Origin of the sequence: Roseibacterium elongatum DSM 19469 (assembly GCF_000590925.1) — a bacterium.
GTDB classification, from domain to species: Bacteria; Pseudomonadota; Alphaproteobacteria; order Rhodobacterales; family Rhodobacteraceae; genus Roseibacterium; species Roseibacterium elongatum.
The window spans coordinates 2,969,025-2,991,920 of the sequence record NZ_CP004372.1; the positions used below are offsets into that span (position 1 = coordinate 2,969,025).

The 22,896-nt window shown below is 65.2% G+C and carries 21 protein-coding genes and 2 pseudogenes; 13 read left to right on the plus strand and 10 right to left on the minus strand.

All coding sequences use genetic code 11. The features are described 5' to 3' along the window. Window positions 1-12: 12 nt before the first annotated feature. Both parE and ROSELON_RS14445 read left to right on the plus strand, forming a co-directional pair. A complete protein-coding gene (parE, locus tag ROSELON_RS14440; protein WP_025313041.1) occupies window positions 13-1,974 on the plus strand; it encodes a DNA topoisomerase IV subunit B in 1,962 nt (653 codons plus the stop codon). Between the two features lie 492 nt (window positions 1,975-2,466). Further along, window positions 2,467-3,171 carry a DUF5765 domain-containing protein gene (locus ROSELON_RS14445; protein WP_025313042.1) on the plus strand — a complete coding sequence of 235 codons (705 nt, stop codon included), beginning with the start codon at window positions 2,467-2,469 and terminating at the stop codon, window positions 3,169-3,171. Window positions 3,172-3,202: 31 nt separating this feature from the next. Here ROSELON_RS14445 and ROSELON_RS14450 read toward each other — a convergent pair whose 3' ends face one another. Continuing rightward, entirely contained in the window at window positions 3,203-3,607 is a 405-nt protein-coding gene (locus ROSELON_RS14450) for a c-type cytochrome (protein ID WP_025313043.1), read from the minus strand. After that, window positions 3,604-4,005 (minus strand): c-type cytochrome, encoded by a 402-nt coding sequence (locus tag ROSELON_RS14455; protein ID WP_025313044.1) that lies wholly within the window; start codon window positions 4,003-4,005, stop codon window positions 3,604-3,606. The genes ROSELON_RS14450 and ROSELON_RS14455 overlap by 4 nt, the downstream gene beginning before the upstream one ends. 138 nt (window positions 4,006-4,143) lie before the next feature. On the opposite strand from ROSELON_RS14455, the gene ROSELON_RS14460 reads away from it, so the two are divergent. Continuing rightward, the gene (locus ROSELON_RS14460) at window positions 4,144-4,830 is read left to right on the plus strand and encodes a hypothetical protein (RefSeq protein ID WP_025313045.1); all 687 of its coding nucleotides are present in this window, start codon (window positions 4,144-4,146) and stop codon (window positions 4,828-4,830) included. A 16-nt stretch (window positions 4,831-4,846) separates the two neighbouring features. Continuing rightward, window positions 4,847-5,290: a DMT family transporter gene (locus tag ROSELON_RS14465; protein ID WP_025313046.1), complete on the plus strand. Its 444-nt coding sequence runs from the start codon at window positions 4,847-4,849 to the stop codon at window positions 5,288-5,290. Here ROSELON_RS14465 and ROSELON_RS14470 read toward each other — a convergent pair. The 7 genes and pseudogenes from ROSELON_RS14470 to ROSELON_RS14500 form a co-directional block, all read right to left on the minus strand. Next, entirely contained in the window at window positions 5,287-7,119 is a 1,833-nt protein-coding gene (locus tag ROSELON_RS14470; RefSeq protein WP_025313047.1) for an ABC-F family ATP-binding cassette domain-containing protein, read from the minus strand. The two genes, ROSELON_RS14465 and ROSELON_RS14470, sit on opposite strands and share 4 nt — an antisense overlap. A 45-nt stretch (window positions 7,120-7,164) precedes the next feature. Further along, window positions 7,165-8,136, minus strand: a complete 972-nt coding sequence (locus tag ROSELON_RS14475) for a DUF3179 domain-containing protein (RefSeq protein WP_025313048.1) — start codon at window positions 8,134-8,136, stop codon at window positions 7,165-7,167. A gap of 106 nt (window positions 8,137-8,242) precedes the next feature. Next, window positions 8,243-8,846, minus strand: a pseudogene (locus ROSELON_RS14480) (peptidylprolyl isomerase). Further along, complete coding sequence (locus ROSELON_RS14485; protein WP_025313049.1) at window positions 8,839-9,342, minus strand: peptidylprolyl isomerase; 504 nt, start codon at window positions 9,340-9,342, stop codon at window positions 8,839-8,841. The pseudogene ROSELON_RS14480 and the gene ROSELON_RS14485 overlap by 8 nt, the downstream one beginning before the upstream one ends. A gap of 33 nt (window positions 9,343-9,375) precedes the next feature. Further along, complete coding sequence (gene coaD, locus ROSELON_RS14490; protein ID WP_025313050.1) at window positions 9,376-9,873, minus strand: pantetheine-phosphate adenylyltransferase; 498 nt, start codon at window positions 9,871-9,873, stop codon at window positions 9,376-9,378. 160 nt (window positions 9,874-10,033) lie between these two features. Next, window positions 10,034-10,468 carry a CBS domain-containing protein gene (locus ROSELON_RS14495; RefSeq protein ID WP_025313051.1) on the minus strand — a complete coding sequence of 145 codons (435 nt, stop codon included), beginning with the start codon at window positions 10,466-10,468 and terminating at the stop codon, window positions 10,034-10,036. 77 nt (window positions 10,469-10,545) lie between these two features. Further along, window positions 10,546-11,461, minus strand: a pseudogene (locus ROSELON_RS14500) (LysR family transcriptional regulator). A gap of 120 nt (window positions 11,462-11,581) precedes the next feature. Here ROSELON_RS14500 and ROSELON_RS14505 point away from each other — a divergent pair. The 9 genes from ROSELON_RS14505 (at window position 11,582) to ROSELON_RS14545 (ending at window position 20,364) form a co-directional block, all read left to right on the plus strand. Continuing rightward, window positions 11,582-13,081, plus strand: a complete 1,500-nt coding sequence (locus ROSELON_RS14505) for a CoA-acylating methylmalonate-semialdehyde dehydrogenase (protein WP_025313052.1) — start codon at window positions 11,582-11,584, stop codon at window positions 13,079-13,081. 126 nt (window positions 13,082-13,207) lie between these two features. Continuing rightward, on the plus strand, window positions 13,208-13,627 hold the full coding sequence (locus ROSELON_RS14510) for a hypothetical protein (RefSeq protein ID WP_025313053.1): 420 nt from the start codon (window positions 13,208-13,210) through the stop codon (window positions 13,625-13,627). Window positions 13,628-13,719: 92 nt separating this feature from the next. Then, window positions 13,720-14,847, plus strand: a complete 1,128-nt coding sequence (locus ROSELON_RS14515; RefSeq protein ID WP_025313054.1) for a carboxylate-amine ligase — start codon at window positions 13,720-13,722, stop codon at window positions 14,845-14,847. 87 nt (window positions 14,848-14,934) lie between these two features. Beyond that, window positions 14,935-16,080 carry an acyl-CoA dehydrogenase family protein gene (locus ROSELON_RS14520; RefSeq protein ID WP_025313055.1) on the plus strand — a complete coding sequence of 382 codons (1,146 nt, stop codon included), beginning with the start codon at window positions 14,935-14,937 and terminating at the stop codon, window positions 16,078-16,080. Window positions 16,081-16,121: 41 nt separating this feature from the next. Continuing rightward, window positions 16,122-17,156 (plus strand): enoyl-CoA hydratase/isomerase family protein, encoded by a 1,035-nt coding sequence (locus ROSELON_RS14525; RefSeq protein ID WP_025313056.1) that lies wholly within the window; start codon window positions 16,122-16,124, stop codon window positions 17,154-17,156. A 37-nt stretch (window positions 17,157-17,193) separates the two neighbouring features. Continuing rightward, a complete protein-coding gene (gene mmsB / locus ROSELON_RS14530) occupies window positions 17,194-18,069 on the plus strand; it encodes a 3-hydroxyisobutyrate dehydrogenase (RefSeq protein WP_025313057.1) in 876 nt (291 codons plus the stop codon). 370 nt (window positions 18,070-18,439) lie between these two features. Beyond that, window positions 18,440-18,874 carry a DUF2852 domain-containing protein gene (locus tag ROSELON_RS14535; RefSeq protein ID WP_025313058.1) on the plus strand — a complete coding sequence of 145 codons (435 nt, stop codon included), beginning with the start codon at window positions 18,440-18,442 and terminating at the stop codon, window positions 18,872-18,874. A 138-nt stretch (window positions 18,875-19,012) separates the two neighbouring features. Next, window positions 19,013-19,453, plus strand: a complete 441-nt coding sequence (locus ROSELON_RS14540; protein ID WP_038651724.1) for an RDD family protein — start codon at window positions 19,013-19,015, stop codon at window positions 19,451-19,453. Between the two features lie 86 nt (window positions 19,454-19,539). Then, on the plus strand, window positions 19,540-20,364 hold the full coding sequence (locus tag ROSELON_RS14545) for an arginyltransferase (RefSeq protein ID WP_025313060.1): 825 nt from the start codon (window positions 19,540-19,542) through the stop codon (window positions 20,362-20,364). Window positions 20,365-20,503: 139 nt separating this feature from the next. Here the strand turns inward: ROSELON_RS14545 and ROSELON_RS14550 are convergent, their stop codons facing one another. Continuing rightward, complete coding sequence (locus ROSELON_RS14550; protein ID WP_025313061.1) at window positions 20,504-22,852, minus strand: TRAP transporter large permease; 2,349 nt, start codon at window positions 22,850-22,852, stop codon at window positions 20,504-20,506. Window positions 22,853-22,896 lie beyond the last annotated feature (44 nt).

A 22,896-nucleotide genomic window follows, 5' to 3' on the forward strand; every position in this document is an offset into this window, starting at 1 on the left:
AGAGCAGTCCCCATGCCCAACGACCTGTTGTCCGGCACGCCCGAGCCGCAAGACTATGACGCCTCCTCGATCGAAGTTCTCGAGGGGTTGGAGCCCGTTCGCAAACGCCCCGGCATGTATATCGGCGGCACGGATGAGCGCGCGCTGCATCACCTCGTGGCCGAGGTGCTCGACAACTCGATGGACGAGGCGGTCGCCGGCCATGCCAACCGCATCGAGGTCGAGCTGCACGCGGATTACGCGGTCACGATCCGCGACAACGGGCGCGGCATCCCGGTCGATCCGCACCCGAAATTCCCCGACAAATCGGCGCTCGAGGTGATCCTGTGCACGCTGCACGCGGGCGGAAAGTTCTCGGGCAAGGCGTATCAGACCTCGGGCGGTCTGCATGGCGTGGGCGTCTCGGTGGTCAATGCCCTGTCGGATCGGCTGACGGTCGAGGTGGCGCGCAACCGCGAGCTGTTCGCGCAGGAGTTCTCGCGCGGCATCCCGCAAGGGCCCGTCGCGAAACTGGGCGCGACGGCCAACCGACGCGGCACCTCGGTCACCTTCCATGCCGATGACCAGATCTTTGGTCATCACCGGTTCAAGCCCGCGCGCCTGTTCAAGATGGTCCGCTCCAAGGCCTATCTGTTTTCGGGGGTCGAGATCCGCTGGAAATCGGCGATCGACGATGGCGAGACGCCCACCGAGGCCACGTTCCACTTTCCCGGCGGCCTCGCCGATTACCTGACCGAAACCTTGGGCAACTCCGCCACCTACACCGACGCGCCCTTTGCCGGGAAGGTCGAGTTCCAGCCCCGGTTCGGCGTGCCGGGATCGGTGGAATGGGCGATCACCTGGAGCCCCGCGCGCGACGGCTTCATCCAGTCCTACTGCAACACCGTGCCAACACCCGAGGGCGGCACGCACGAGGCCGGGTTCTGGGCCGCGATCCTGAAGGGCATCCGCGCCTATGGCGAATTGGTCGGCAACAAGAAGGCCGGCAACATCAACCGCGACGACCTGACCTCGGGCGGTTGCGCGCTGGTGTCGTGCTTCATCGCCGAGCCGGAATTCGTCGGCCAGACCAAGGACCGGCTGGCAACGACCGAGGCCGCGCGGCTGGTCGAGGCCAGCGTGCGCGACCATTTCGACAACTGGCTGGCGGCGAATACCAAGGCGGCCGGGTCGATCCTCGATTTCCTCGTACTGCGCGCCGAGGAACGCCTGCGCCGCCGCGCCGAGAAGGAAACCGCGCGCAAATCGGCCACCAAGCGCCTGCGCCTGCCCGGCAAGCTGGTCGATTGCTCGACCTCGGCCCGCGAGGGCACGGAACTGTTCATCGTCGAGGGCGACAGCGCGGGCGGCTCGGCCAAGATGGGCCGGGACCGCAAGACGCAGGCCCTGCTGCCGCTCAGGGGCAAGATCCTGAACGTGCTGGGCGCAGCCAGTTCGAAACTGGGCCAGAACGCCGAGATTTCCGACCTATGCCAGGCGCTTGGCGTCGGCATGGGCACCAAGTTCAACATCGAGGATCTGCGCTACGAGAAGATCATCATCATGACCGACGCCGACGTGGACGGGGCGCATATCGCCTCGCTGCTGATGACGTTTTTCTTCAGCCAGATGCGCCCGCTGATCGACAAGGGGCACCTTTACCTCGCCTGCCCGCCGCTGTTCCGCCTGACCCAAGGGGCGCGGCGTGTCTATTGCCTGGACGAGGCCGAACGCGACGCATGGCTGGAAAAGGGTCTGGGCGGCAAGGGCAAGATCGACGTCTCGCGATTCAAGGGCCTGGGCGAGATGGACGCGAAGGATTTGAAAGAGACCACGATGGACCCTGCCAGCCGCAAGCTGATCCGGGTGTCGATCGACGACGAGGTGCCGGGCGAGACCGGCGACCTGGTGGAGCGCCTGATGGGCAAGAAGCCGGAACTGCGCTTCCAGTACATCCAGGAGAACGCGCGGTTCGTGGAAGAGTTGGATGTATAGACGCGCCGAAATCGGCGCCAAGACATGACGCGGCATGGGGCAAACCCCTTGGGCAGAAGGATGAAATGAGGGGAAGGAGACTCGAATGCCAGAGTGTGTAGCAGGGAAAGGTTAAAGAAGGGTTGAGAGGCCCGCATTTTTCTTTGCGCCTGCCAATCGCGACACGAAGGTCTCGATGCGGCACGAGGGGCCAGCGCCTGCCCGCGGGGTGGCGCTGCACCCTGCGTTCTCCGCACTTTATTCCAGCCAAGTCATCGCTCCGAATGAACGACGCACCCAGCCCAGACAAAGCGCCAGCCCGATGGGGCGGGCAGGCGCTGGCCGGGCACCTGCGGTGCTGTTCCGGCTGGGTCCATTGAAAAAAACTGTCTAGAAGCAGGTCATCGGCAAATTATTGCATTTACCACAACCCTGCGCCCATCCGCCGCCACGGTCCCGCTTGACCCACCCTGCCCCAAGGACAACACTCTGCCCTGACGGAGGGACAAGCCAATGTGCTGGAGCGAAGGGGCGAGCCTCGCCATGGTTGGCGTGGGCGCGGTGGCGACCGTGGTCACGATCAAGCGCGGCGACCCGATGGCCATCCCGGTCACGCTGGCCTTTTTCGCCGCGATGGAGGCGTTGCAGGTCTGGGGCTACCACGTGATCGACCAATGTGGCACGCCCTCGAACCGTTGGGCGACGATCCTGTCCTGGGTGCATATCTCGCTGCAACCGATCTTCATCAACGCCTTTGCCATGGCCATCGCCGCGCCCATGCTATCGCGGCGCGCGCAGGTCGCCGTGCTGGCGGCGGCGGGGGTGGCCTCGGTCCTGCTGCTGGCGCGGATGGTGCCGCTGGACTGGGCCGGGATGTGCCGGCCGGGCACCGTCTTGTGCGGGGCCGAGTGGTGCACGATCACCGGCACCTGGCACCTGGCCTGGGACATGCCGTTGAATGATCTGGCCTCGCGTCTTCTGGGCGTCGAGATGCCGGGGGGCTGGACCTATCCCGACTACATGCTGGCGGTGTTCGTGTTGCCGCTGGTCTATGGGGCCTGGCGTCTGGTGATCATCCACCTTGTTCTGGGGCCGGTCCTGGCCATCGCACTGACCGACATGCCCAACGAAATGCCGGCGGTCTGGTGCCTGTTCTCGATCGGTCTGGTCCTCATCGCGCTCAGCCCGCTGGTGCGCCGGCAGGTCGCCCCGGCCTGAGCGGCGACACGCGGCCCGCCGGGGCCTCGGATCACCTCTGATTGGCCTCGAGAAAGGAGATCAGGTCGAGCACCTCGGCAGATGTCACGACGGTCTGGCCGCCCTCGCTGCGCAGCACCTCGGACATCTCGGAAAAGACGAAGCCGAACAGCGGCATGTCCCCCCCGTGGCTGAGGATCGGGTCGCGCCCGTCGATGCGCCAGGCCACGCCCGCGCGCGGGAACGTCCCGTCATAACGCGCCGCAATGCCCGTCAGGTCAGGCGGCGAGACCAGAAGGACCTCGGCCATCGGCCCGTCGCCGCGCAGGCCCGCGCCGTGGCAGACCGCGCAGTGTTCGGCGTAAAGACGCGCGCCCCGCTCGGCATCCTGCGCAAGGGCCGGCGCGCCGAGGCTGAGCATGGCCGTTCCCGCGGCCACGGCAAATCGCGCGCTCATTCCTGGATCTCCAGCAAATAGGCCACCAGATCGGCGATGGGCCGGGCCACCATCACCGGCTGACCCGCCGCGGTGGCCAGCGCCACATCGGGCCCCTGCCCCTCGAACCAGCGGCCGAAGATCGGCATGTCGCCGCCATGGGCCAGGATCGGATCGCGCCCGTCGATCTGGCGCACCACCCGCAGCGTGGGAAAGCTGCCGCCGTTGCGAAGGCTCAACTCGGTCAGGACGGTCGGCTGGATGGTCAGCAACTCGGCCATGCGTCCGTCGCCCTGACCGCTTTCGCCATGACAGGCCGCGCAATAGGCCTGATACAGCAAAGCCCCTTCGCCGGCGTCCTGGGCCGTGGCGCCCCCCGCGGCAAGGGCCAGCGCAGCGGCCATCATCAGCGGTTTCATGATCGGATCTCCTTCGCTTTGCGCAGCGCCCCCGTGGCGACGCCATCCTGTAGGCCCCATCGTCGCCGTGCCGGGGTCGGTGTCAAGCCTGACGATGCCCCCTCGACATGGCGGGCCAAGCGCGCAAACCTGCGCGTGATGAAACGGTTCACGATCTTGCTGCTGTGCCTTGGGCTGATGGCCTGCGGACGCCCCCTGACCGAGGGCGAACGCGCCTATATGGCCGAATTGCAGGGCAGCACCTTCGCCGCCGCGCCGGTCCGCATCGTCGAGAACCCTTTGGTCGGCCTGGGGGTACAGTCCTATCCCGCGCGCCCGCAGGTGACCTGCCGCGAACGGCTCTATCCGCCGCCCGAGACCGATATCGTCAGCGGACGCACGGGCGGGATCGCCCTGTTCAACACGCTCCATGTCCGCGAGGATATCTTTCTCGAGGATTATGTCGGCCAGCGGAACGGACGGCGCAGTCTGGCCGCCGCGATGTTCATTGCCCATGAGATGACCCATGTCTGGCAATGGCAGAACCGCGCGGTCACCGGATATCACCCGTTTCGCGCCTTTGCCGAACACGCCCGGATCGAGGACCCCTATCTGTTCGACCCCGACGATACGCGCCGGTTCCTCGACTATGGCTATGAGCAACAGGCATCTCTTGTAGAAGAATATGTCTGTTGTCGCGCGGTTGACCCGCAAGGCGCCCGCAGCGTGCGGCTGGAACGGTTGCTGGGCCAGGTGATGCCGGTCACGCCGCTGCAATCGCGCGCCGACGATATCGAAGAGGTCATCCCCTGGGACGGAGCCGATCTGATTGGCATCTGCTCGTGAAAAGGACCGCCGTTCAATGCCCCATCAGGCCGTGATCATGTTGCTTGCCGGTATCGGCATTCCGTTGCTGGCGGCGCTGAACGCGCGGCTCGGGGCGAATATCGGCTCGCCGGCCGCGGCGGCGGTGGTGCTGTTCGTCGTGGCCTTTGCGGCGGCGGTTCTGGTGACGCTGATCACGGGCATGGGGGCCGTGCGCGCCCTGCCAGGGCAACCCTGGCACCTGTTCACCGCAGGGCTGTTCGTGGCCTTTTACGTGCTGAGCATCACTTGGGTGGCCCCGACCTTCGGCGTGGGCAACGCGGTGTTTTTCGTTCTGCTGGGGCAATTGGTGTCCGCCGCCGCGATCGACCATTTCGGCCTGTTCGGCGCGCAGGTCACGCCGGTCTCACTCACCCGCATGCTGGGCATCTTGGCCATGGCAGTGGGCGTTGCGATTACGCAACTGGCGCCGCGCGGCTAGCCGCCGGCTTTTTCCTCCAGGGCCAGCCACTCTTCTTCCAGCGCAGAGAGTTTGCCCTGCCGCTCGGTCAAGGCTTGCGTGGCCTTGTCGGCCTTGGCCGGATCTCGGGTGTACAGCTCGGCCTCCGACAAGAGATCGGAAAGCTTGGCGATCTCGCCCTCCAGTTTCTCGATCATGGCCGGCAGTGCATCCAATCGATGTTGTTCGGTAAAGCTGAGCCCGCCCTTGCGCGGCGGTTTCGCAGGCGCAGACGGCTGGGCGGGCTTTTCGACCGGTTTGGCGGATGCGGCGGGTTTCGCCGGGGCCGCGTCCGTACCCGACGCGGCGCGCTGCGCCTGCATGTCCGACCAGCCCCCCGCATAGGCCACGGCACGCCCCTGCCCTTCCAGGGCCACGGTCAGCGTGGCCACCCGGTCGAGGAAATCACGGTCATGGCTGACCAGAAGGACGGTGCCGAGATACTCGCCGAGGATATCTTGTAGAAGATCGAGCGTTTCGACATCGAGGTCGTTGGTCGGTTCGTCCAGCACCAGCAGGTTAGACTCGCGCGCCATGATACGGGCCAGCAAGAGACGCGCCTTTTCGCCCCCCGACAGGGATTTGACCGGCGCACGGGCCTGTGCGTCGTCAAACAGGAAATCCTTGAGATACCCCACGACATGGCGCGGCGTGCCGCGCACCAGAACCTGATCGGACCGGCCCGAAATGCCGATGCTGGGGTCGTTCGTCAGGCTTTCCCACAAGGTCGCCTCGGGGTCGAGCGCGGCGCGGGTCTGATCGAACACCGCCATCTCGATCCCGGTGCCGAGGGTGACGCTGCCGGTATCGGGCGCAACCTCGCCAGTGAGCATCTTCAAGAGCGTCGTCTTGCCGGCCCCATTGGGGCCGACAAAGGCCACGCGGTCACCCCGCAACACGCGCAGATCGAAGGGTTTCAGGATCACCTGATCGCCGTAAGTCTTTGAAATACCCTGCGCCTCGATCACGCGCTTGCCCGATTGCGGCCCCGCCTCGAGCGCCATGGCCGCCGTGCCCTGACGACGGATCATGTTGGCGCGCGTCTCGCGCAGGTCCTGCAAGGCACGCACGCGGCCCATGTTGCGTTTGCGCCGGGCACTGATGCCCTCGACCGCCCATCGCGCCTCGGCCTTGATCTTGCGGTCCAGCTTGTGGCGCGCAAGGTCTTCTTCCTCCCAGATCTTGTCGCGCCACTCCTCGAACCGGTCAAAGGGGCGATCCATGCGCCGCACCACGCCGCGATCCAGCCAAAGCGTCGCGCGCGACAGGGCCTGCAGGAACGCGCGGTCGTGACTGATCAGCACAAAGCCCGCGCGGGTGCGCGACAGCTCGGCCTCGAGCCAGCCGATCGCCTCGATATCCAGGTGGTTCGTCGGCTCGTCGAGCAGCATCAGTTCCGGCGCCTCGGCCATAAGCCGGGCCAGCGCCGCACGGCGGCGTTCGCCCCCAGAGGCGCGCGCGGTCTCGGCCTCGAGCGACAGTTTCAGCCCCTCGGCGGCGGCCTCGACGCGCCAGGCCTCGGACGGGCCCAAGGTCGCCGTGGCGAAATCCCCCAGCGTGGCAAAGCCCGAGAAATCCGGATCCTGTTCCAGATAGCCGGTGGACACCCCCTCGGGCAGCACCCGCGCCCCGCGATCGGGTTCGATCAGCCCCGCCATGACCTTCATCAACGTGGATTTGCCGGACCCGTTGCGCCCGACCAGCGACAGCCTGTCGGCCTCGTGAATCACGAGGTCGAGCCCGTCGAACACGGGGTCGCCGCCAAAGGTCAGCGCGATATCGGTCAGTTGCAGCAGAGGAGCACGGGCCATGCGCGCCGAGCTATGGCCAATGCCCGGTCAGGTCAATGGGCGGCCTCACTCCAGCATCCACTGTCCGTCGGGCCAGAAGGCATGGAAGGCAAAGGCGAACATCACGTCATGGACGACATCCGCCCCGGACGCGTCGCGCACGCGGATCTGTCCGATGTCGCGCCCACGGGCGATCTCGGCCGTATCGAGTGCCGAGGCCGTGCCCGCCTGCCAGGTGATCGTGACCCCCGCCTCGGTCAAGGTGCCGCTTTCGGCCAGGCGCGCCAGCGGCCAGGCCCGCTCGCCGACACGGACGACACGGGCCAGCGGTTCGATCCCGTGGGGCGGGTTTTCTCCATCGTAAAGGAAGGGCCGTGTGCTGCTGTCATATCCGACATAGGGGTTGCGGCCATAGGGGCGGCGCGCGTCGGGTTCGTCCATCACCAGCCCGTCGGGATGGCTCTGGCGAAAGCTGTCCCAGCTTTCGACCCAGGCCGGCAATGCCGTCAATTCGGCCCCCGCCAAGGTGCCGACGATCGCGCGGCCGACGGCCTGTTGCCACCAGCTTTCGGTTTCGCGATCGAACATGATCATGTCGGAAAAGCGCAGATTGCCCGAGACACCGAACCGCAGAACCCGCCCGTCGACCCGCCGGTCAAAGACCAGGGCCGTGTTGCACAACGGGCAGAAGGTGACGGCGACGGGAATACCGGCCACCGTGTCGTTCACGATTTCATGCCATGTCAGGTAGCGCAGCGGATAAGCGCGCGCCGGCGCGTCCCCCAGCGACAAGGTCAGCACCGGCTCCGCCCCGCCCAGGCGTGTTTCCTCGCCCGCCGGGCGCATCGCCGGATCATCGAGTGCGGGAATGCCATCGCGCGGCACCCCGCCGGAGCGGATTTCGGACAGATCCACGATGGCCGTCTCGAAATCGGTCAGGGGCCAGGCCGAACGGTCGATGGCAGCGGACTGGGCGCTGGACATCCCGGCCCAGAGGCACAGCGTCAGCAAAAGCGGCACCAGGCGTCGATACGGCATGGTCAGACCTCCGGGGGAACATGACGTTCCCGAAGGCTGACAGGAAAAAGGGGGCCGCGACAGGCCCCCTCACGCGCTTGTGGTTCGGCGTCAGTGCCGACAGGCCTCAGCCTTCGTCGGTTGTCTCGCCGTCGGTGGCGGGGGGAACCGGATCGGCCTCGAGCACACGCAGCGCCACCATGCGGTCGGGCTCGCCGATGACGGCGCCGTTTCGGCCGCGGCCGCGCTTGATGGCATCGACGATCTCCATGCCCTCGACCACCTGTCCGACCACGGTGTAATCCCCGTTCAGCGGCGGTGCGGGTTCGAACATGATGAAGAACTGCGAGTTTGCGCTGTTGGGGCTGGCGGCGCGGGCCATGCCCACGATGCCCCGTTCATAGGGAATATCCGAGAACTCGGCATCGAGATCGGGGTAATCCGATCCGCCGCGTCCGGCATAGCGCATGTCCATGCCGATGCGCCCGTATTGCACATCTCCGGTCTGGGCCATGAAGCCGTCGATCACACGGTGAAACACCACATCGTCATAGGCCCCCTCGCCGGCCAGTGTCACGATCCGCTCGACATGGTTCGGGGCCACCTCCTCGAAGAGGTCGATCACGATGGTGCCCGCTGGCATCGCCTTCGACCTCGATCTCGAGGCCCGCGGCCAGCGCCGGGCCGGTTGCAATCCCGGCAAGCGCAAGAAGGAGGGCAGGCTTACGCATCGGCGGCCACCTTGACGCTGATCATCTTGTCGGGGGTCGCGGGCGGCTCTCCGCGGGTGATGGCATCGACATGCTCCATGCCTTCGATGACCCGCCCGTAAACGGTGTACTGGCCGTTCAGGAAATGGTTGTCGGCGAAGTTGATGAAGAACTGGCTGTTGGCCGAATTCGGGTTCTGCGAGCGAGCTGCCCCAAGCGTGCCGCGATCATGGGGAATGCGCGAAAACTCGGCCGGCAGATCGGGCTTGTCCGAGCCGCCGGTGCCGGCCCGGCGGATGTTTCCCCCCTCGGCCTGGCCATGCTCGACATCGCCGGTCTGGGCCATGAAGCCGTCGATCACGCGATGAAAGATGACCCCGTCATAGGCCCCCTCGCGGGCCAGTTCCTTCATCCGCTCGACATGCTTGGGCGCGATGTCGGGCAACAGCTCGATGGTGACGGTGCCGCCTTTCAGCTCCATAAAGATGGTGTTTTCGGGGTCCTTGATCTCGGCCATGTGTAACGCTCTTTCCTTTGGCTGGCCCGGCGCTCAGGGCTGGGCGAATTTCCGTTTCAGCGCGGTTTCGACATCGGCGGGGACGAAATGGCTGACGTCGCCGCCCAGACGCGCGATCTCCTTGACCAGTTTCGAGGCGATGGGCTGCCTGTCGGCCTCGGCCATCAGGAAAACGGTCACGATCTCGGCGTCCAGAAACCGGTTCATGCCCACCATCTGGAACTCGTATTCGAAATCGGCAACCGCGCGCAAACCGCGCACGATGATTTCGGCGCCGACATCGCGCGCGCAATCGACCAGCAGGTTCTCGAAGGGATGGGCGACGATCTCGGTTCCGGTCTTGTCGGACAGTTTGGCGCATTCCGCCTCGACCATGGCGACCCGTTCATCGAGGTCGAACAGCGGCCCCTTGTCGCGGTTGATGGCGATCCCGATCACCAGCTTGTCCACCAGCTTGCAGGCGCGCTTGATGATATCGACATGACCCAGCGTGATGGGGTCGAATGTCCCCGGATAAAGACCTGTGCGCATCGGCTGCCGTTCCCGTCTCGTCTCTTTGCGGCTGACGCAACATTATTGCGCCGGGGGATGCAACCCGAAAAGCCCACCCGTCACGGCGCGGGCCAAGGCCCGTCATGGCAGCGGGCCGTCGATACCGGGCCGCAGAATTTTCCGGAAAATTCTGCCCCGCTCAGAACCCCTTGATCATGCCTTCCAGCGCGGATTTTTCCATTTCCAGCGTCTGCAACTGGGCCTTGACCACATCCCCGATCGAGATCAGCCCGACCATTTCCCCCGCTTCGATCACCGGCATGTGGCGAAACCGACCCTGCGTCATGCGCGCCAGCACCGCGTCCGAGGTGTCGGCCAGGGCACAATCCACGATCTCGGTGGTCATCATGCTGTCCACGGTGTCGGCCATGCAGGCCACCCCCTTCTGGCTGACCTCGCGCACGATATCGCGCTCGGACACGATGCCGGCGACGGATTTGCCATCGGGCGAGACCACGATGGCCCCGATCCGGCGACTGGCCAGCATCTTGGCTGCGGCCTCGACCGTCGTCCCCGGCGGCAGCGTGACGACACCGTCATCCGATTTCGCCTTGAGTATCTGTTGCACGATCATGCGCGTCTCCTCCCGGTACGGTTCCTGTTTTCTCCCTCAGGTTGAGCGTGTCCCGGTGCGCGACAAACTGTCAAGGATTAACGCTGTGTGGCCGGCGTTTGCAGGGCATTCCCCTCAAGCCGCGCGATCTCCGCCCGTAGCCCATCGCGGAGCAATGTGCCGATCCGATCAAGGCGCGCATCGCGCGGTCCGGCATGGCTGACCATCCAGAAGGTCCGCGACAGGGCCACCTGATCGGGCAGGACGCGCTGCAACTCGGGCGCGAAGGGCAAGGCGAAGTCATGGACCACCGCCAAACCGGCCCCGGCCCGGGCCAGTTGCAACTGCACCGAAATCGAGTTCGACGCGACGGGCACATGCTCGACCCCCAGTGCAGACAGGTAATCGAGCTCGGCATCGAAGATCATGTCGGGAATATAGCCGATCATGCGCGCGCCCCTCAGATCGGCCAGCGATTGCGGCGCGCCCTGCGCCGAGAGCCACGCGGCCGAGGCCGCCAGCGACAGGCGATAGGGCGACAGCGCCTCGGCCCGCAGGCGGTCGGTCTTGGGCCGCGACACGGCAATGGCCAGATCGGCCTCGCGCCGGGACAGGTTGACCACCCGCGGCAAGGCAAGGATCTGGATGTCGAGCGCGGGATGGGCGGCGGCGATGGCCGCACAAACCTGCGGCAGCAGATAGGTCGCGCAGCCATCGGGCGCCCCGATGCGGATGGTGCCCGACAGGCCCGCGCCGGCACTCCCCCGCCGCCCCGGTTCCGGCCCGCAGGGCGGCCTCGGCCACCTCGGCATGGTGCATCAACTCCTGCCCCGCCTCGGTCAGGGCATAGCCCTGGGGCGATTTCACGAACAGCGTCGTGGCCAGCCCCTGCTCCAGCCGGGCGATGCGCCGGCCCACCGTGGCGGGATCCATCCGCAGATCGCGCCCCGCGCCTGTCAGGCTTTCGGCGCGGGCCGTCGCCAGGAATACGCGCATGTCATCCCAGTTCCGCATCGCCCCACCCTTGCATTTTTGCAAAATGACTTTGGCAACCTTTCTGTTTTGCCCGCGTCTTTGCAAGACTAGAGTGCCGCCCAGAAAGAGAGATTGCACCACACCCCAAGGGAGGACGAGATGGAACAGATCGGACATTGGATCAACGGCGCGCATGTGGCCGGGACCTCGGGCCGCACCGCCGACGTGATGAACCCGGCCACCGGCGAGGTTCAGGCACAGGTCGCCTTGGCCAGCCAGGACGAGATGGACGCCGCCATCGCCGCCGCCGCCGAGGCGCAGGTCGCCTGGGGCGCCACCAACCCGCAGCGCCGCGCACGGGTCATGATGAAGCTGGTCGACCTGCTCAACCGCGACATGGACAAGCTGGCCGAGGCGATCAGCCGCGAGCATGGCAAGACCTTTCCCGACGCCAAGGGCGATGTGCAGCGCGGACTCGAGGTGATCGAGTTCTGCATCGGCGCGCCGCATCTGCTGAAGGGCGAGTTCACCGACAGCGCCGGCCCCGGCATCGACATGTATTCCATGCGCCAGCCGCTGGGGGTGGTGGCAGGCATCACGCCGTTCAACTTCCCCGCCATGATTCCGCTGTGGAAGCTCGGGCCCGCACTGGCGGCCGGCAACGCGATGATCATGAAACCGTCCGAGCGCGACCCCTCCTGCCCGATGATGATCGCAGGGCTTCTTAAAGAGGCCGGTCTGCCGGACGGTGTGTTCCAAGTCATCAACGGCGACAAGGCCGCGGTGGACGCCATCCTTGACAGCGAGACGATCCAAGCCGTCGGCTTCGTCGGCTCGACGCCGATCGCGCAATACATCTACAGCCGCGCGGCGGAGACCGGCAAACGCGCGCAGTGCTTTGGCGGCGCCAAGAACCACATGATCATCATGCCCGATGCCGATCTGGATCAGGCGGCGGACGCGCTGGTGGGCGCAGGCTATGGCGCGGCGGGCGAACGCTGCATGGCGATCTCGGTCGCCGTTCCGGTGGGCGAGGAAACCGCCGACCGCCTGATCGAGAAGCTGGTGCCGCGCATCGAGGCGCTGAAGGTCGGCCCCTACACGGCCGGCGACGATGTCGATTTCGGCCCGGTCGTGACCGCGGCGGCCAAGGAAAACATCCTGCGGCTGGTCAATTCCGGCGTCGAGCAGGGCGCGGAGCTGGTCGTCGATGGGCGCGATTTCAGCCTGCAGGGCTACGAGGACGGGTTTTTCGTCGGCGCGCATCTGTTCGACAAGGTCACGCCGGACATGGACATCTACAAGACCGAGATCTTCGGCCCGGTCCTGTCCACCGTCCGCGCGGCCAGCTACGAAGAGGCCATCGGCCTTGCCATGAGCCACGAATACGGCAACGGCACCGCGATCTTCACGCGCGACGGCGATGCGGCCCGCGACTTTGCCAACCGCATCAATATCGGGATGGTGGGCATCAACGTGCCGATCCCCGTGCCGCTGGCCTATCACACCTTTGGCGGGTGGAAGAAATCGGGCTTCGGCGATCTGAACCAGCACGGGCCCGACGCGTTCCGCTTCTACACGCGCACCAAGACGATCACGTCGCGCTGGCCCTCAGGCATCAAGGAAGGCGCGGCGTTCAACTTCAAGGCGATGGACTGACCACCAGATCCGTCTGAAAGCGGCGTCACAAACGCCCCACGATCCATTCGTGGGGCGTTTTTTCTGGAAACTCAGGCCCCTAGCCCCTAAACGGTTGTCATCGTCAAAATCTGTTCCAACCGAAAAATGTCCGTACGCGTTCGTATTCTACCCGACAAGAACCTGGTTCACGTGCGCTACTCGGGCGTCGTGGGCATTGGCGAAAGCTTCGAGTCTTTCCGCAGCTACGCCGCCCATCCGCTCGCCCGCCCCGGGCAAAGGTTTCTGATCGATCTCTCCCAAGCCACCGGGATCGAAGAGGACATACCGGGCCTGATGGCCTTTCAGGCTGAAATGGCCTGCACGTTCATGGCCGGCATCGCACCCTCCTTCATTCTTTATTTTGCGCCCACGCCAGCCACCTACGCGATTGCCCGCATGGCACAGCGCAGTTGGGATGGGATGGAAAAACCCGCTGTCGTCATCCAGCAGGACGAAGCGCAGGCCTTTTCTCTTCTTGGCTTGCCGGAGGTGCGCCTGTCCGACCTGGTGGGCACGCTTGCCTGACCACGGGCCGCGCAAAGTTTTTTGCTTGGCATCCCGTGCGTCAGCCTGTTTCCTGACCCCTGCATCGTGACGGGGAGACGGGGGTGGCCGCGATGGCCGAAGACGCCTACACACTGGGCATAGAGGAGGAATACCTTCTCGTCGACAAGGAGACGGGCAACCTCGCCGAGGCGCCCGAAGCCTTGATGGAGACCTGCTCCAGCAAGCTGGAGGGGCAGGTCAGCCCGGAATTCCTGCAATGCCAGATCGAGATCGGCACGACCGTCTGCGCCGATATCGACGCTGCGCGGTCCGACCTGAAACACCTGCGCAGCACGGTCGCCGCCTGCGCCGCCGAGTTCGGCCTTGCGCCCATCGCCGTGTCCTGCCACCCCTTCGCCGACTGGAAGGTGCAGCACCACACCGACAAGGATCGCTACAACCAGTTGGCGCAGGATCTGGGCGGGGTCGTGCGGCGCATGCTGATCTGCGGGATGCATGTGCATGTGGGCATTCCCGATGACGAGATGCGCCTCGATCTGATGCGGCAGCTGACCTATTTCCTGCCGCATCTTCTGGCGCTTTCGGCCTCGTCGCCCTATTGGCAGGGGGTGGATACGGGGCTTGCCTCCTACCGGCTGACGGTGTTCGACAACCTGCCGCGCACGGGCCTGCCGCCGGTCTTTCATTCCTGGGCCGAGTATGAACGCGCCACCGGCACGCTGATCGAACTTGGCCTGATCGAGGACACGACCAAGATCTGGTGGGATCTGCGCCCCTCGCACCGCTTCCCGACGCTGGAAACCCGCATCTGCGATGTGGGGCCGCGCCTGGAACACACGCTGGCGCTCGCCGCGCTGATCCAGTGCCTGACGCGGATGCTGGTGCGGCTGCGCCAGCAGAACCTGCGTTGGCGGGTCTATGATCGCTTTCTGGTCAATGAAAACCGCTGGCGCGCGCAGCGTTACGGCGTGACCGAGGGGCTGATCGATTTCGGGCGCGGCACGATCACGCCCGTGGGCGCGTTGATCGACGAGTTGATCGAGATCCTGACCGAGGATGCCGAGGCGCTTGGCTGCCTGCCCGACCTTTTGCGCCTGCGCGAGATCATCGAAGGTGGCACCTCGTCCGAGCGGCAGAGGGGCGTCTATGCCGGTGCCCGCACCGCCGGAAAGGATCATGACGCGGCCATGCGCGACGTGGTCGGCCACCTGATCGAGGAATTCCACGCCGATTTGTGACGCGGGCGGGCCTTGCAATACTGCTGCAACAGTCGGTAATTAAACGAGCGTTCAATTACACGCATGGACGGCAAGGGAGGGTCTGCCATGGATTTCGCACTGAGCGAGGAACAAGACGCCATTTTCGACATGGCCAAAGCCTTTGGCGAGGCCGAGATCGCGCCCCATGCGCAGGCCTGGGAGGCCGAGGGCACGATCCCGAAGGACTTGTGGCCCAAGCTGGCCGAGCTTGGGTTCGGCGGCCTGTATGTCTCCGAGGAAAACGGCGGGTCGGGGCTGAGCCGGCTGGACGCGACGCTGGTCTTCGAGGCGCTCAGCCATTCCTGCGCGTCGGTCGCGGCCTTTCTGTCGATCCACAACATGTGCGCCAAGATGCTGGACCTTTATGCCAGCGACGATCTGCGCGACCGCTACCTGCCCCGCGCGCTGACGATGGACACCTTCTTTTCCTACTGCCTCACCGAACCGGGTTCGGGCTCGGACGCGGCGGCGCTCAAGACGCGGGCCGAGCGCACGAACGAGGGCTACGTGATGAACGGCACCAAGGCCTTCATCTCGGGCGGCGGCTATTCGGATGCCTATATCGTCATGGCCCGCACGGGCGAGGACGGGCCGCGCGGCATCTCTTCGATCATCGTCGATGACGGGGCCGAGGGGCTTTCCTTTGGCGGGCTCGAGGACAAGATGGGCTGGCGCAGCCAACCCACGCGGCAGGTGCAGTTCGACGATTGCAAGGTGCCGGCGGAAAACCTTCTGGGCGAGGAAGGCCACGGCTTCCGCTATGCCATGGCGGGGCTGGATGGCGGACGGCTGAACATCGCGGCCTGTTCGCTGGGGGCCGCGCAGGCCGCGTTGGACGCGACGCTGGCCTATATGGGCGAGCGCAAGGCCTTCGGCAAACCCATCGACCAGTTCCAGGCGCTTCAGTTCCGTCTGGCCGAGATGGAGATCGAGTTGCAGGCCGCACGTACCTTTTTGCGGCAGGCGGCGTGGAAACTGGACGAGGGCCACCCCGACGCCACCAAGTTCTGCGCCATGGCCAAGAAACACGTCACCGAGGTGGGCAGCCGCGTCGCCGATCAATGCCTGCAGATGCATGGCGGCTACGGCTATCTGGCCGATTACGGGATCGAAAAGATCGTCCGCGATCTGCGGGTGCACCAGATCCTCGAAGGCACGAACGAGATCATGCGCCTGATCGTGGCGCGCCAGATGCTGGCCGAGCGCGGCTGAGAGCCGCGCTGCGCCAAGGCGCGCCCTACGGAGACGAGAGAATGAGTGACGACATCCAGATCCGGGTCGAGGGCCGCGCCGGACGCATCACGCTGACGCGCCCCAAGGCGCTGAACGCGCTGACATGGGACATGTGCCTGAAGATCGAGGCCGCGCTCGACGCCTGGGCCAAGGATGACGCGGTTGCCCTGCTCATCATCGATGCCGAGGGCGACAAGGCGTTTTGCGCGGGCGGCGATATCGCGGTGATGTACGAGACCGGCAAGGCGGGCGATTTCGACTATGGCCGCCGCTTCTGGGCGGACGAATACCGCATGAACGCCAAGATGTTCAACTTCCCCAAGCCCGTCGTCAGCCTGATGCAGGGCTTCACAATGGGTGGCGGTGTCGGTGTCGGGTGCCACGGGTCGCATCGCGTGGTCTGCGAAACAAGCCAGATCGCCATGCCCGAAACCGGGATCGGCCTGATCCCCGATGTGGGCGGATCGCTGCTGCTGTCGCGGGCACCGGGGCGTCTGGGGGAATACCTCGGCGTCACCAGCGACCGGATGGGACCGGGCGATGCGATCCACGCTGAATTCGCCGATTACTTCATCCCGCGCGACCGCTGGCCCGCGTTGATCGACACGCTGTGCGAAAACGGCGACTGGGAGGCCGTGGACCGCGCCGCCGAGACCGTGCCCGACAGCCCCCTGAAACAGGCCCAGGGCCAGATCGACCGGCTGTTCTCGGGCGAGACCCTGCGCGACATTCTGGTGGATCTGACCCATCACGACGGGGACCTGCGCGACAAGGCGATGAAAGCCATCGGGCGCAACTCGCCCCTGTCGATGGCCTGCGCGGTCGAGATCATCCACCGCGTCCGCCTGCGCGACACGATCGAAGCGGCGCTGGAGCAGGAGTACCGCTTTACCTATCGCGCGATGGAGCATGGCGATTTCCTCGAAGGCATCCGTGCCACGATCATCGACAAGGACCGCAACCCGACATGGCGCCATGATGCGCCCGACGGCCCCGGCGTGGCCGATGTGGCGCAGATGCTGTTGCCGCTGGGGACGCAGGCGCTGAAACTCTGACACAGCTGGCTGAGACGCCGAAACGGGAGGGAGAGGCATGAAGATCGGATTCATCGGGTTGGGGAACATGGGCGCGCCGATGGCGGCGAACCTTGTCGCCGCGGGGCACGAGGTGACGGGGTTCGATCTGGCCGCCCCCGCCCCCGAGGGCGTGACAAAAGCCGCTAGCGCGGCCGAGGCGGCGACAGGCGCCGAGGTCGTCATCACCATGCTGCCGAATGGCGACATCCTGCGCGCCGTCGCCACAGAGGTGCTGCCGGCGATGCAGCCGGGCGCGGTTCTGCTCGATTGTTCGACCGTCGATGTGGCCTCGGCCCGCGACGTCGCGGCGATGGCCGCCGAAAAGGGCCTGGGTTGTCTCGACGCGCCGGTCTCGGGCGGGGTCGGCGGGGCTGCCGCGGGAACGCTGACCTTCATGGTGGGCGGCGACGAGGCGGCCTTTGCCACCGCAAAGCCCCTGTTCGACGTGATGGGACAAAAGGCCGTACATTGCGGGCCGGCGGGCAACGGGCAGGCCGCCAAGATCTGCAACAACATGATCCTGGGCGTGACGATGATCGCCACCTGCGAGGCCTTTGCGCTGGCCGACAAGCTGGGGCTGGACCGTCAGGCGATGTTCGACGTGGTCTCGACCTCGTCCGGACAAAGCTGGTCGATGAACACCTATTGCCCCGCCCCTGGCGTCGGCCCCACCAGCCCGGCCGATAACGATTACACCCCCGGATTTGCCGCCGATCTCATGCTCAAGGACTTGCGCCTGAGCCAGGAAGCGGCCACGGCGGCCGATGCCGACACGCCCATGGGGCACCTCGCCGCCACTCTCTATGCCGGCTTCGTCGAGACCGAGGATGGCGCAGGACGGGACTTTTCGGCGATGCTGCCGCGCTTTGAGGCCCGCGGTCGAAAGACCTGACACAAAGCTGCGGTGATTTTGTCTTGACCTGTTGCCATTATGTGGCACACTAGCCGCAAGACCCAAGATCTAGTCGCAGTGCACCGGTGCCGACATATGAATTGTATGGTGCACCTCACGTGACGCGCATCGACCTGCGGCGACCCTCGTAAGATCACGACTTGCGCCCCGCCTTTTACGGCGGGGCGTTTTCTGTTGTGGGATCGACATCTTTTTCCGGCGCAAGCCACTGGGTTTCAACACGGATTTCGGGCAATGCGAAAAATGTGAAAAAGATTAACTTTCTCCCCTTGCGCCGCGCCGACCTGCGCCCCATCTTTGTCAATGTAATTTACATTTACATTCACCGAGCATGAGAGGAGTAGACCACATGACCCTGCACGCAACCGAGACGTCCGGCCTTTCCGACAGGCCGATCGACGGCTCTGCCCAAAACTGGCTGGCCCGCAGCGAGGCCTGGCTGGATGCCCGAGGCAAGGGGGCGTGGATCGCCGCCATGGTCCTTGGCTTCATCCTGTTCTGGCCCATCGGCCTGGCCCTGCTTGCCTACATGATCTGGAGTAAACGCATGTTCAACGCTTCCTGCAAATCCCGCCGCCACGCCATGACGCGCCATCGCTTCCAGTCCTCGGGCAACAGTGCGTTCGACGCCTACAAGGCCGATACGCTGCGCCGCCTTGAAGAGGAACAGGAGGCCTTCGAATCCTTCCTGCAGCGGCTGCGCGATGCCAAGGACAAGTCGGAATTCGACCAGTTCATGGACGAGCGCGCCAAGACCGCCAAGGCCGACTCGGCCGAGGCGTAAACGCCGATCGCCTCCGGGGCGTACCCCCCTGCGTCCCGGATCACCGCCCCCCCGCCTTGTGTCCCAAGTGCTACGGGGGTGCGGCCACGCCACATCCCCCCCTTTTCATCGCCGGAAACAACCGCCATGTCCTTGGTCATGCCCCGTTCGACCGCCCTGCCCGATCCCGACTATGACAGCGCCTTCTATGACGGCGTGCCCGCTAAACGCCTGTTTGCCTGGCTGGTCGATGTCATCGTCATCACGCTGACGACCCTGATCCTCGGGCTGATCACCCTGACCGCGCTATTGTGGATCTGGCCGCTGGTCTATCTGGGTGTGTCGTTCCTCTATCGCTGGACGACGATCAGCGCGTGGTCGGCGACCCTGGGGATGCGGCTGATGAACCTGCAACTGCGCGGCCCGACCGGCGGGATCCTCGCGGGGGGCGAAGCGGCGGCGCATACCGCGCTGTACCTCTTCTTTTCGGCCTCGATGATCCTGCAAATCATATCGGCCGGCTCGATCGCCCTGTCGCGTCGTCACCACGGTTTGCATGACCTCGTGCTTGGCACGGCCGCCCTCAATAGGCCCGGCTGACGCCCCTTCATCAATCCGACAAAAAGCTGTTGCTCTGCGTCGGGCTGCTATTGCAGGCTGCGGGGCAAATACTTTTGTAAGGTTCCATGCGTCACACTCTTCCCATCGCGCCACAGTTCTATGTGACGGCCCCCCAAAGCTGCCCGTATCTCGACGGGCGGCGCGAGCGGAAGCTGTTCACCGCCCTGCAGGGCGAGCAGGCCGAGGCCCTGAACAACGCCCTGTCGAAGCAGGGGTTCCGCCGATCTCAGAACGTCCTGTATCGCCCCTCCTGCACCGATTGCATGGCGTGCCTGTCGGCGCGGATCAATGTGGCCGAGTTCGCCCCGCGGCGGCGCCAACGCCGCATCCTGAAACGCAACGCCCACCTGTCGCGGACGCCGCGCTCGGCCTGGGCCACGGAAGAGCAGTACAGCCTGTTCCGCCGCTATCTCGATGCGCGCCACGCCGATGGCGGGATGGCAGACATGGACGTGTTCGAGTTTGCCGCCATGATCGAGGAGACACCGATCAAGACCCGCGTGATCGAGTATCGCGACGAAAGCGATGACGAGACGCCGTTGGCGGCCGTCTGCCTGACCGATATTCTCGATGATGGTCTGAGCCTTGTGTATTCCTTCTTCGAGCCCGATCGCGCGCAATCCTCGTTGGGGACCTATGTGATCCTGGATCACGTGGCCCTGGCCCGAGAGGCGGGTCTGCCCTATGTCTACTTGGGCTATTGGGTGCCGGGATCGGCCAAGATGGGCTACAAGGCCGAGTTTCCGGGCCTCGAAGTCTATGCCAACGGCGCCTGGCAACCCCTTGGCGACCCCGAAGGCTATTCGGATCAGACGCATCCCTTGTCGATCGATCCGATTGCGCAGCAGGTGGCACAGATCAACCTGCCCGACCTGCGCGGCGAGGACTGACACCGCGCGCCCTGCCGGTCCCCGGCGGGCGCCGAACACGCCCCCACGCGACGCGTTACATCGCATCTGCCAAGTCATCGGCATGAAAAAAGGGGCCGGCAGGCCCCTTTTCTCGTGTGTCGTACAGGCCGCCGCCGGATCAGGGCAACAGATCCGGCACGATGGTCACGATGCCCGGGAACAGCCACAGCAGCGACAGGCCAAGCACCTGGATGCCGACGAACGGGATCACGCCGCGGTAGATATTGCCGGTGGTCACCGATTTCGGCGCCACGCCGCGCAGATAGAACAGCGCAAACCCGAATGGCGGCGTCAGGAACGAAGTCTGCAGGTTCACCGCGATCATGATCGTGACCCATTTCGGGTCCAGCGTCCCGCCGTAGATCACCGGCCCGACGATCGGGATCACGATGTAGATGATCTCTAGGAAGTCGAGCACGAAGCCCAGGATGAATAGGATCAGCATGACCACCAGGAACACGACCATCTCGTTGTCAAAGGCGCGCAGGAATTGCTGGATGTAGTGCTCGCCCCCGAAGGAGATCAGCACGAGGTTCAGCAACTGCGACCCGATCAGGATGGTGAAGACCATCGAGGTGACCTTGGCCGTTTCCCGCACAACCGGCCCGAGGATCCTGTTCCGCAGCAGGACCCAGCAGGCGTAAAGCAGGCCGAAGAAGGCGAAGTGATAGGCACCCTGCGCGATGACATAGGCGGCCCAATCCTCGAACGGGATGTCTTCGCGCGTGACACGCAGGTCGAAATTGACGCCGACCAGGATCATGATCACCAGCGCAAACGACGCCCAGATGATGATCTTGGACCAGCCCTCTTCCTCTTTCAGCTTGCGATAGGCCGCCAGCATGATCGCGCCGGCCGCGCCAAGCGCCGCCGCCGGCGTGGGGTTGGTGATGCCGCCCAAAATCGATCCGAGAACCGCAACGATCAGCACCAATGGCGGGAAGACGACGCGCAGCAGCTCGTTCTGCGACAGCCGCCCCATCGCCGTCCGGCAGCCATAGAGCGTCAGGATGGTGGGGATGGCCATGATCAGGAAGGTCGCCCCCGCCCCGGTCAGCGGCCCGATGAACAGCACATCGGTCAGGAAGGCCAGCACCACCCCGACACCCCCCGCGATCAGCGGGGCGGGGTTGGACGAAGGCGAGACGCCGCGGGCGATGATCAGGATCAGCGCCAGCAACGTGAAGATCGTCGCTACGCCCGACCCGATCGGCGGTGCGTTCTCGAGGGCAGCGGCACGCGCTTCGACCAGTTCTTCCTCGGTCAACTCGACCGGCCCGTTATCGGCATTGGCACCACCTGCGGCACGCGTCGCGACCGACTCGTCCCAGGCTTCCTGCCCGTGCAACTCGATCATGGCGGCCTGACAGGTTTCCGAGACATTGGTCCGCAGGGCGGCACGCTCTTCCTGTTCGGCGTAGTCAGACACGATGATGCTCTGGCTGCCGACGACCCCAACCGAGGCGGCCATCACCACGGCGGCAATCAGGCCCAAAGGCGCAAAGAGATACCAGGTCAGCGCCTCGTTGCGGGTGATCGGCTCGCCGCCGCCGCCCGCCATCTGCACCGGCGGCGCACTGGCCGGCCGCACCAGCGCAAAGCCGAACGCATATGCCCCGTAGAGGAAGGCCAGGAACAGGCCCGGCAGCAGCGCCGCCTGGAACAGCGTGCCGACCGATAGCACCGCGGGCTCGCCAAGATAGGTCAGCGCGTCCGAACAGCCGGCAAGCTGCGCCCGCGTTTCCTGACCCGTGGCGTAGAGGTCGCCCACCAGGGTGCCCAGAAGAACGATCACGATGGAGGGCGGAATGATCTGCCCAAGCGTCCCCGACGCCGCGATGACGCCGGTGGCCAACTCGGGCGAGTAGTTGTTGCGCAGCATCGTCGGCAGGGCCAGCAGACCCATCGTCACCACGGTTGCGCCGACGATGCCGGTCGAGGCCGCCAGGAAGGCGCCCACAATCACGATCGACACGGCCAGGCCGCCTGGCAGAGGCCCGAAGACCCGCGCCATGGTGGTCAGAAGATCCTCGGCGATCTTCGAGCGTTCCAGCGTGATGCCCATCATCACGAACATAAGAACGGCCAGCAGCGTCTCGATGGACTGGCCCGCGATGACACGCTCGTTCATCCGGTTGACGATGAAGGACAGGTTGCGCTCCATCGCCTGTTCCCAACCACCGGGGAACAGGGGCTCTTCTATGCGTGGCAATTCCGGGTATCGGAATGTCGATATCGCGTCTCGGACCACCCCTTCGGCCAGAAGCGCCCCATACTCGGCCGAGCTGGTATCGATGGCCTCGTGGATCAGCAGGCCGGCACTGTCGAGCGCCGCAATGATCGCAAAGGAAATGACCCCTGCCCCCCCGATGGCGAAGGCCACCGGAAAACCCGTCATGATGCCGGCAAAAAGGGTCAGGAAGACGATGATCAACCCAACCTCGACCCCATCCAATCCGAAAGGCATGTTCTGAGTTCCCCTAGCTCGTGCGTCTTTGCCGCATTTTTGTG

Coding starts and splice junctions, on each gene's coding strand:
- parE (WP_025313041.1), top strand. CDS start 13: ATGCCCAACGACCTGTTGTCCGGCACGCCCGAGCCGCAAGACTATGAC.
- ROSELON_RS14445 (WP_025313042.1), top strand. CDS start 2,467: ATGTGCTGGAGCGAAGGGGCGAGCCTCGCCATGGTTGGCGTGGGCGCG.
- ROSELON_RS14450 (WP_025313043.1), bottom strand. CDS start 3,607: ATGAGCGCGCGATTTGCCGTGGCCGCGGGAACGGCCATGCTCAGCCTC.
- ROSELON_RS14455 (WP_025313044.1), bottom strand. CDS start 4,005: ATGAAACCGCTGATGATGGCCGCTGCGCTGGCCCTTGCCGCGGGGGGC.
- ROSELON_RS14460 (WP_025313045.1), top strand. CDS start 4,144: ATGAAACGGTTCACGATCTTGCTGCTGTGCCTTGGGCTGATGGCCTGC.
- ROSELON_RS14465 (WP_025313046.1), top strand. CDS start 4,847: ATGCCCCATCAGGCCGTGATCATGTTGCTTGCCGGTATCGGCATTCCG.
- ROSELON_RS14470 (WP_025313047.1), bottom strand. CDS start 7,119: ATGGCCCGTGCTCCTCTGCTGCAACTGACCGATATCGCGCTGACCTTT.
- ROSELON_RS14475 (WP_025313048.1), bottom strand. CDS start 8,136: ATGCCGTATCGACGCCTGGTGCCGCTTTTGCTGACGCTGTGCCTCTGG.
- ROSELON_RS14485 (WP_025313049.1), bottom strand. CDS start 9,342: ATGGCCGAGATCAAGGACCCCGAAAACACCATCTTTATGGAGCTGAAA.
- coaD (WP_025313050.1), bottom strand. CDS start 9,873: ATGCGCACAGGTCTTTATCCGGGGACATTCGACCCCATCACGCTGGGT.
- ROSELON_RS14495 (WP_025313051.1), bottom strand. CDS start 10,468: ATGATCGTGCAACAGATACTCAAGGCGAAATCGGATGACGGTGTCGTC.
- ROSELON_RS14505 (WP_025313052.1), top strand. CDS start 11,582: ATGGAACAGATCGGACATTGGATCAACGGCGCGCATGTGGCCGGGACC.
- ROSELON_RS14510 (WP_025313053.1), top strand. CDS start 13,208: ATGTCCGTACGCGTTCGTATTCTACCCGACAAGAACCTGGTTCACGTG.
- ROSELON_RS14515 (WP_025313054.1), top strand. CDS start 13,720: ATGGCCGAAGACGCCTACACACTGGGCATAGAGGAGGAATACCTTCTC.
- ROSELON_RS14520 (WP_025313055.1), top strand. CDS start 14,935: ATGGATTTCGCACTGAGCGAGGAACAAGACGCCATTTTCGACATGGCC.
- ROSELON_RS14525 (WP_025313056.1), top strand. CDS start 16,122: ATGAGTGACGACATCCAGATCCGGGTCGAGGGCCGCGCCGGACGCATC.
- mmsB (WP_025313057.1), top strand. CDS start 17,194: ATGAAGATCGGATTCATCGGGTTGGGGAACATGGGCGCGCCGATGGCG.
- ROSELON_RS14535 (WP_025313058.1), top strand. CDS start 18,440: ATGACCCTGCACGCAACCGAGACGTCCGGCCTTTCCGACAGGCCGATC.
- ROSELON_RS14540 (WP_038651724.1), top strand. CDS start 19,013: ATGCCCCGTTCGACCGCCCTGCCCGATCCCGACTATGACAGCGCCTTC.
- ROSELON_RS14545 (WP_025313060.1), top strand. CDS start 19,540: ATGCGTCACACTCTTCCCATCGCGCCACAGTTCTATGTGACGGCCCCC.
- ROSELON_RS14550 (WP_025313061.1), bottom strand. CDS start 22,852: ATGCCTTTCGGATTGGATGGGGTCGAGGTTGGGTTGATCATCGTCTTC.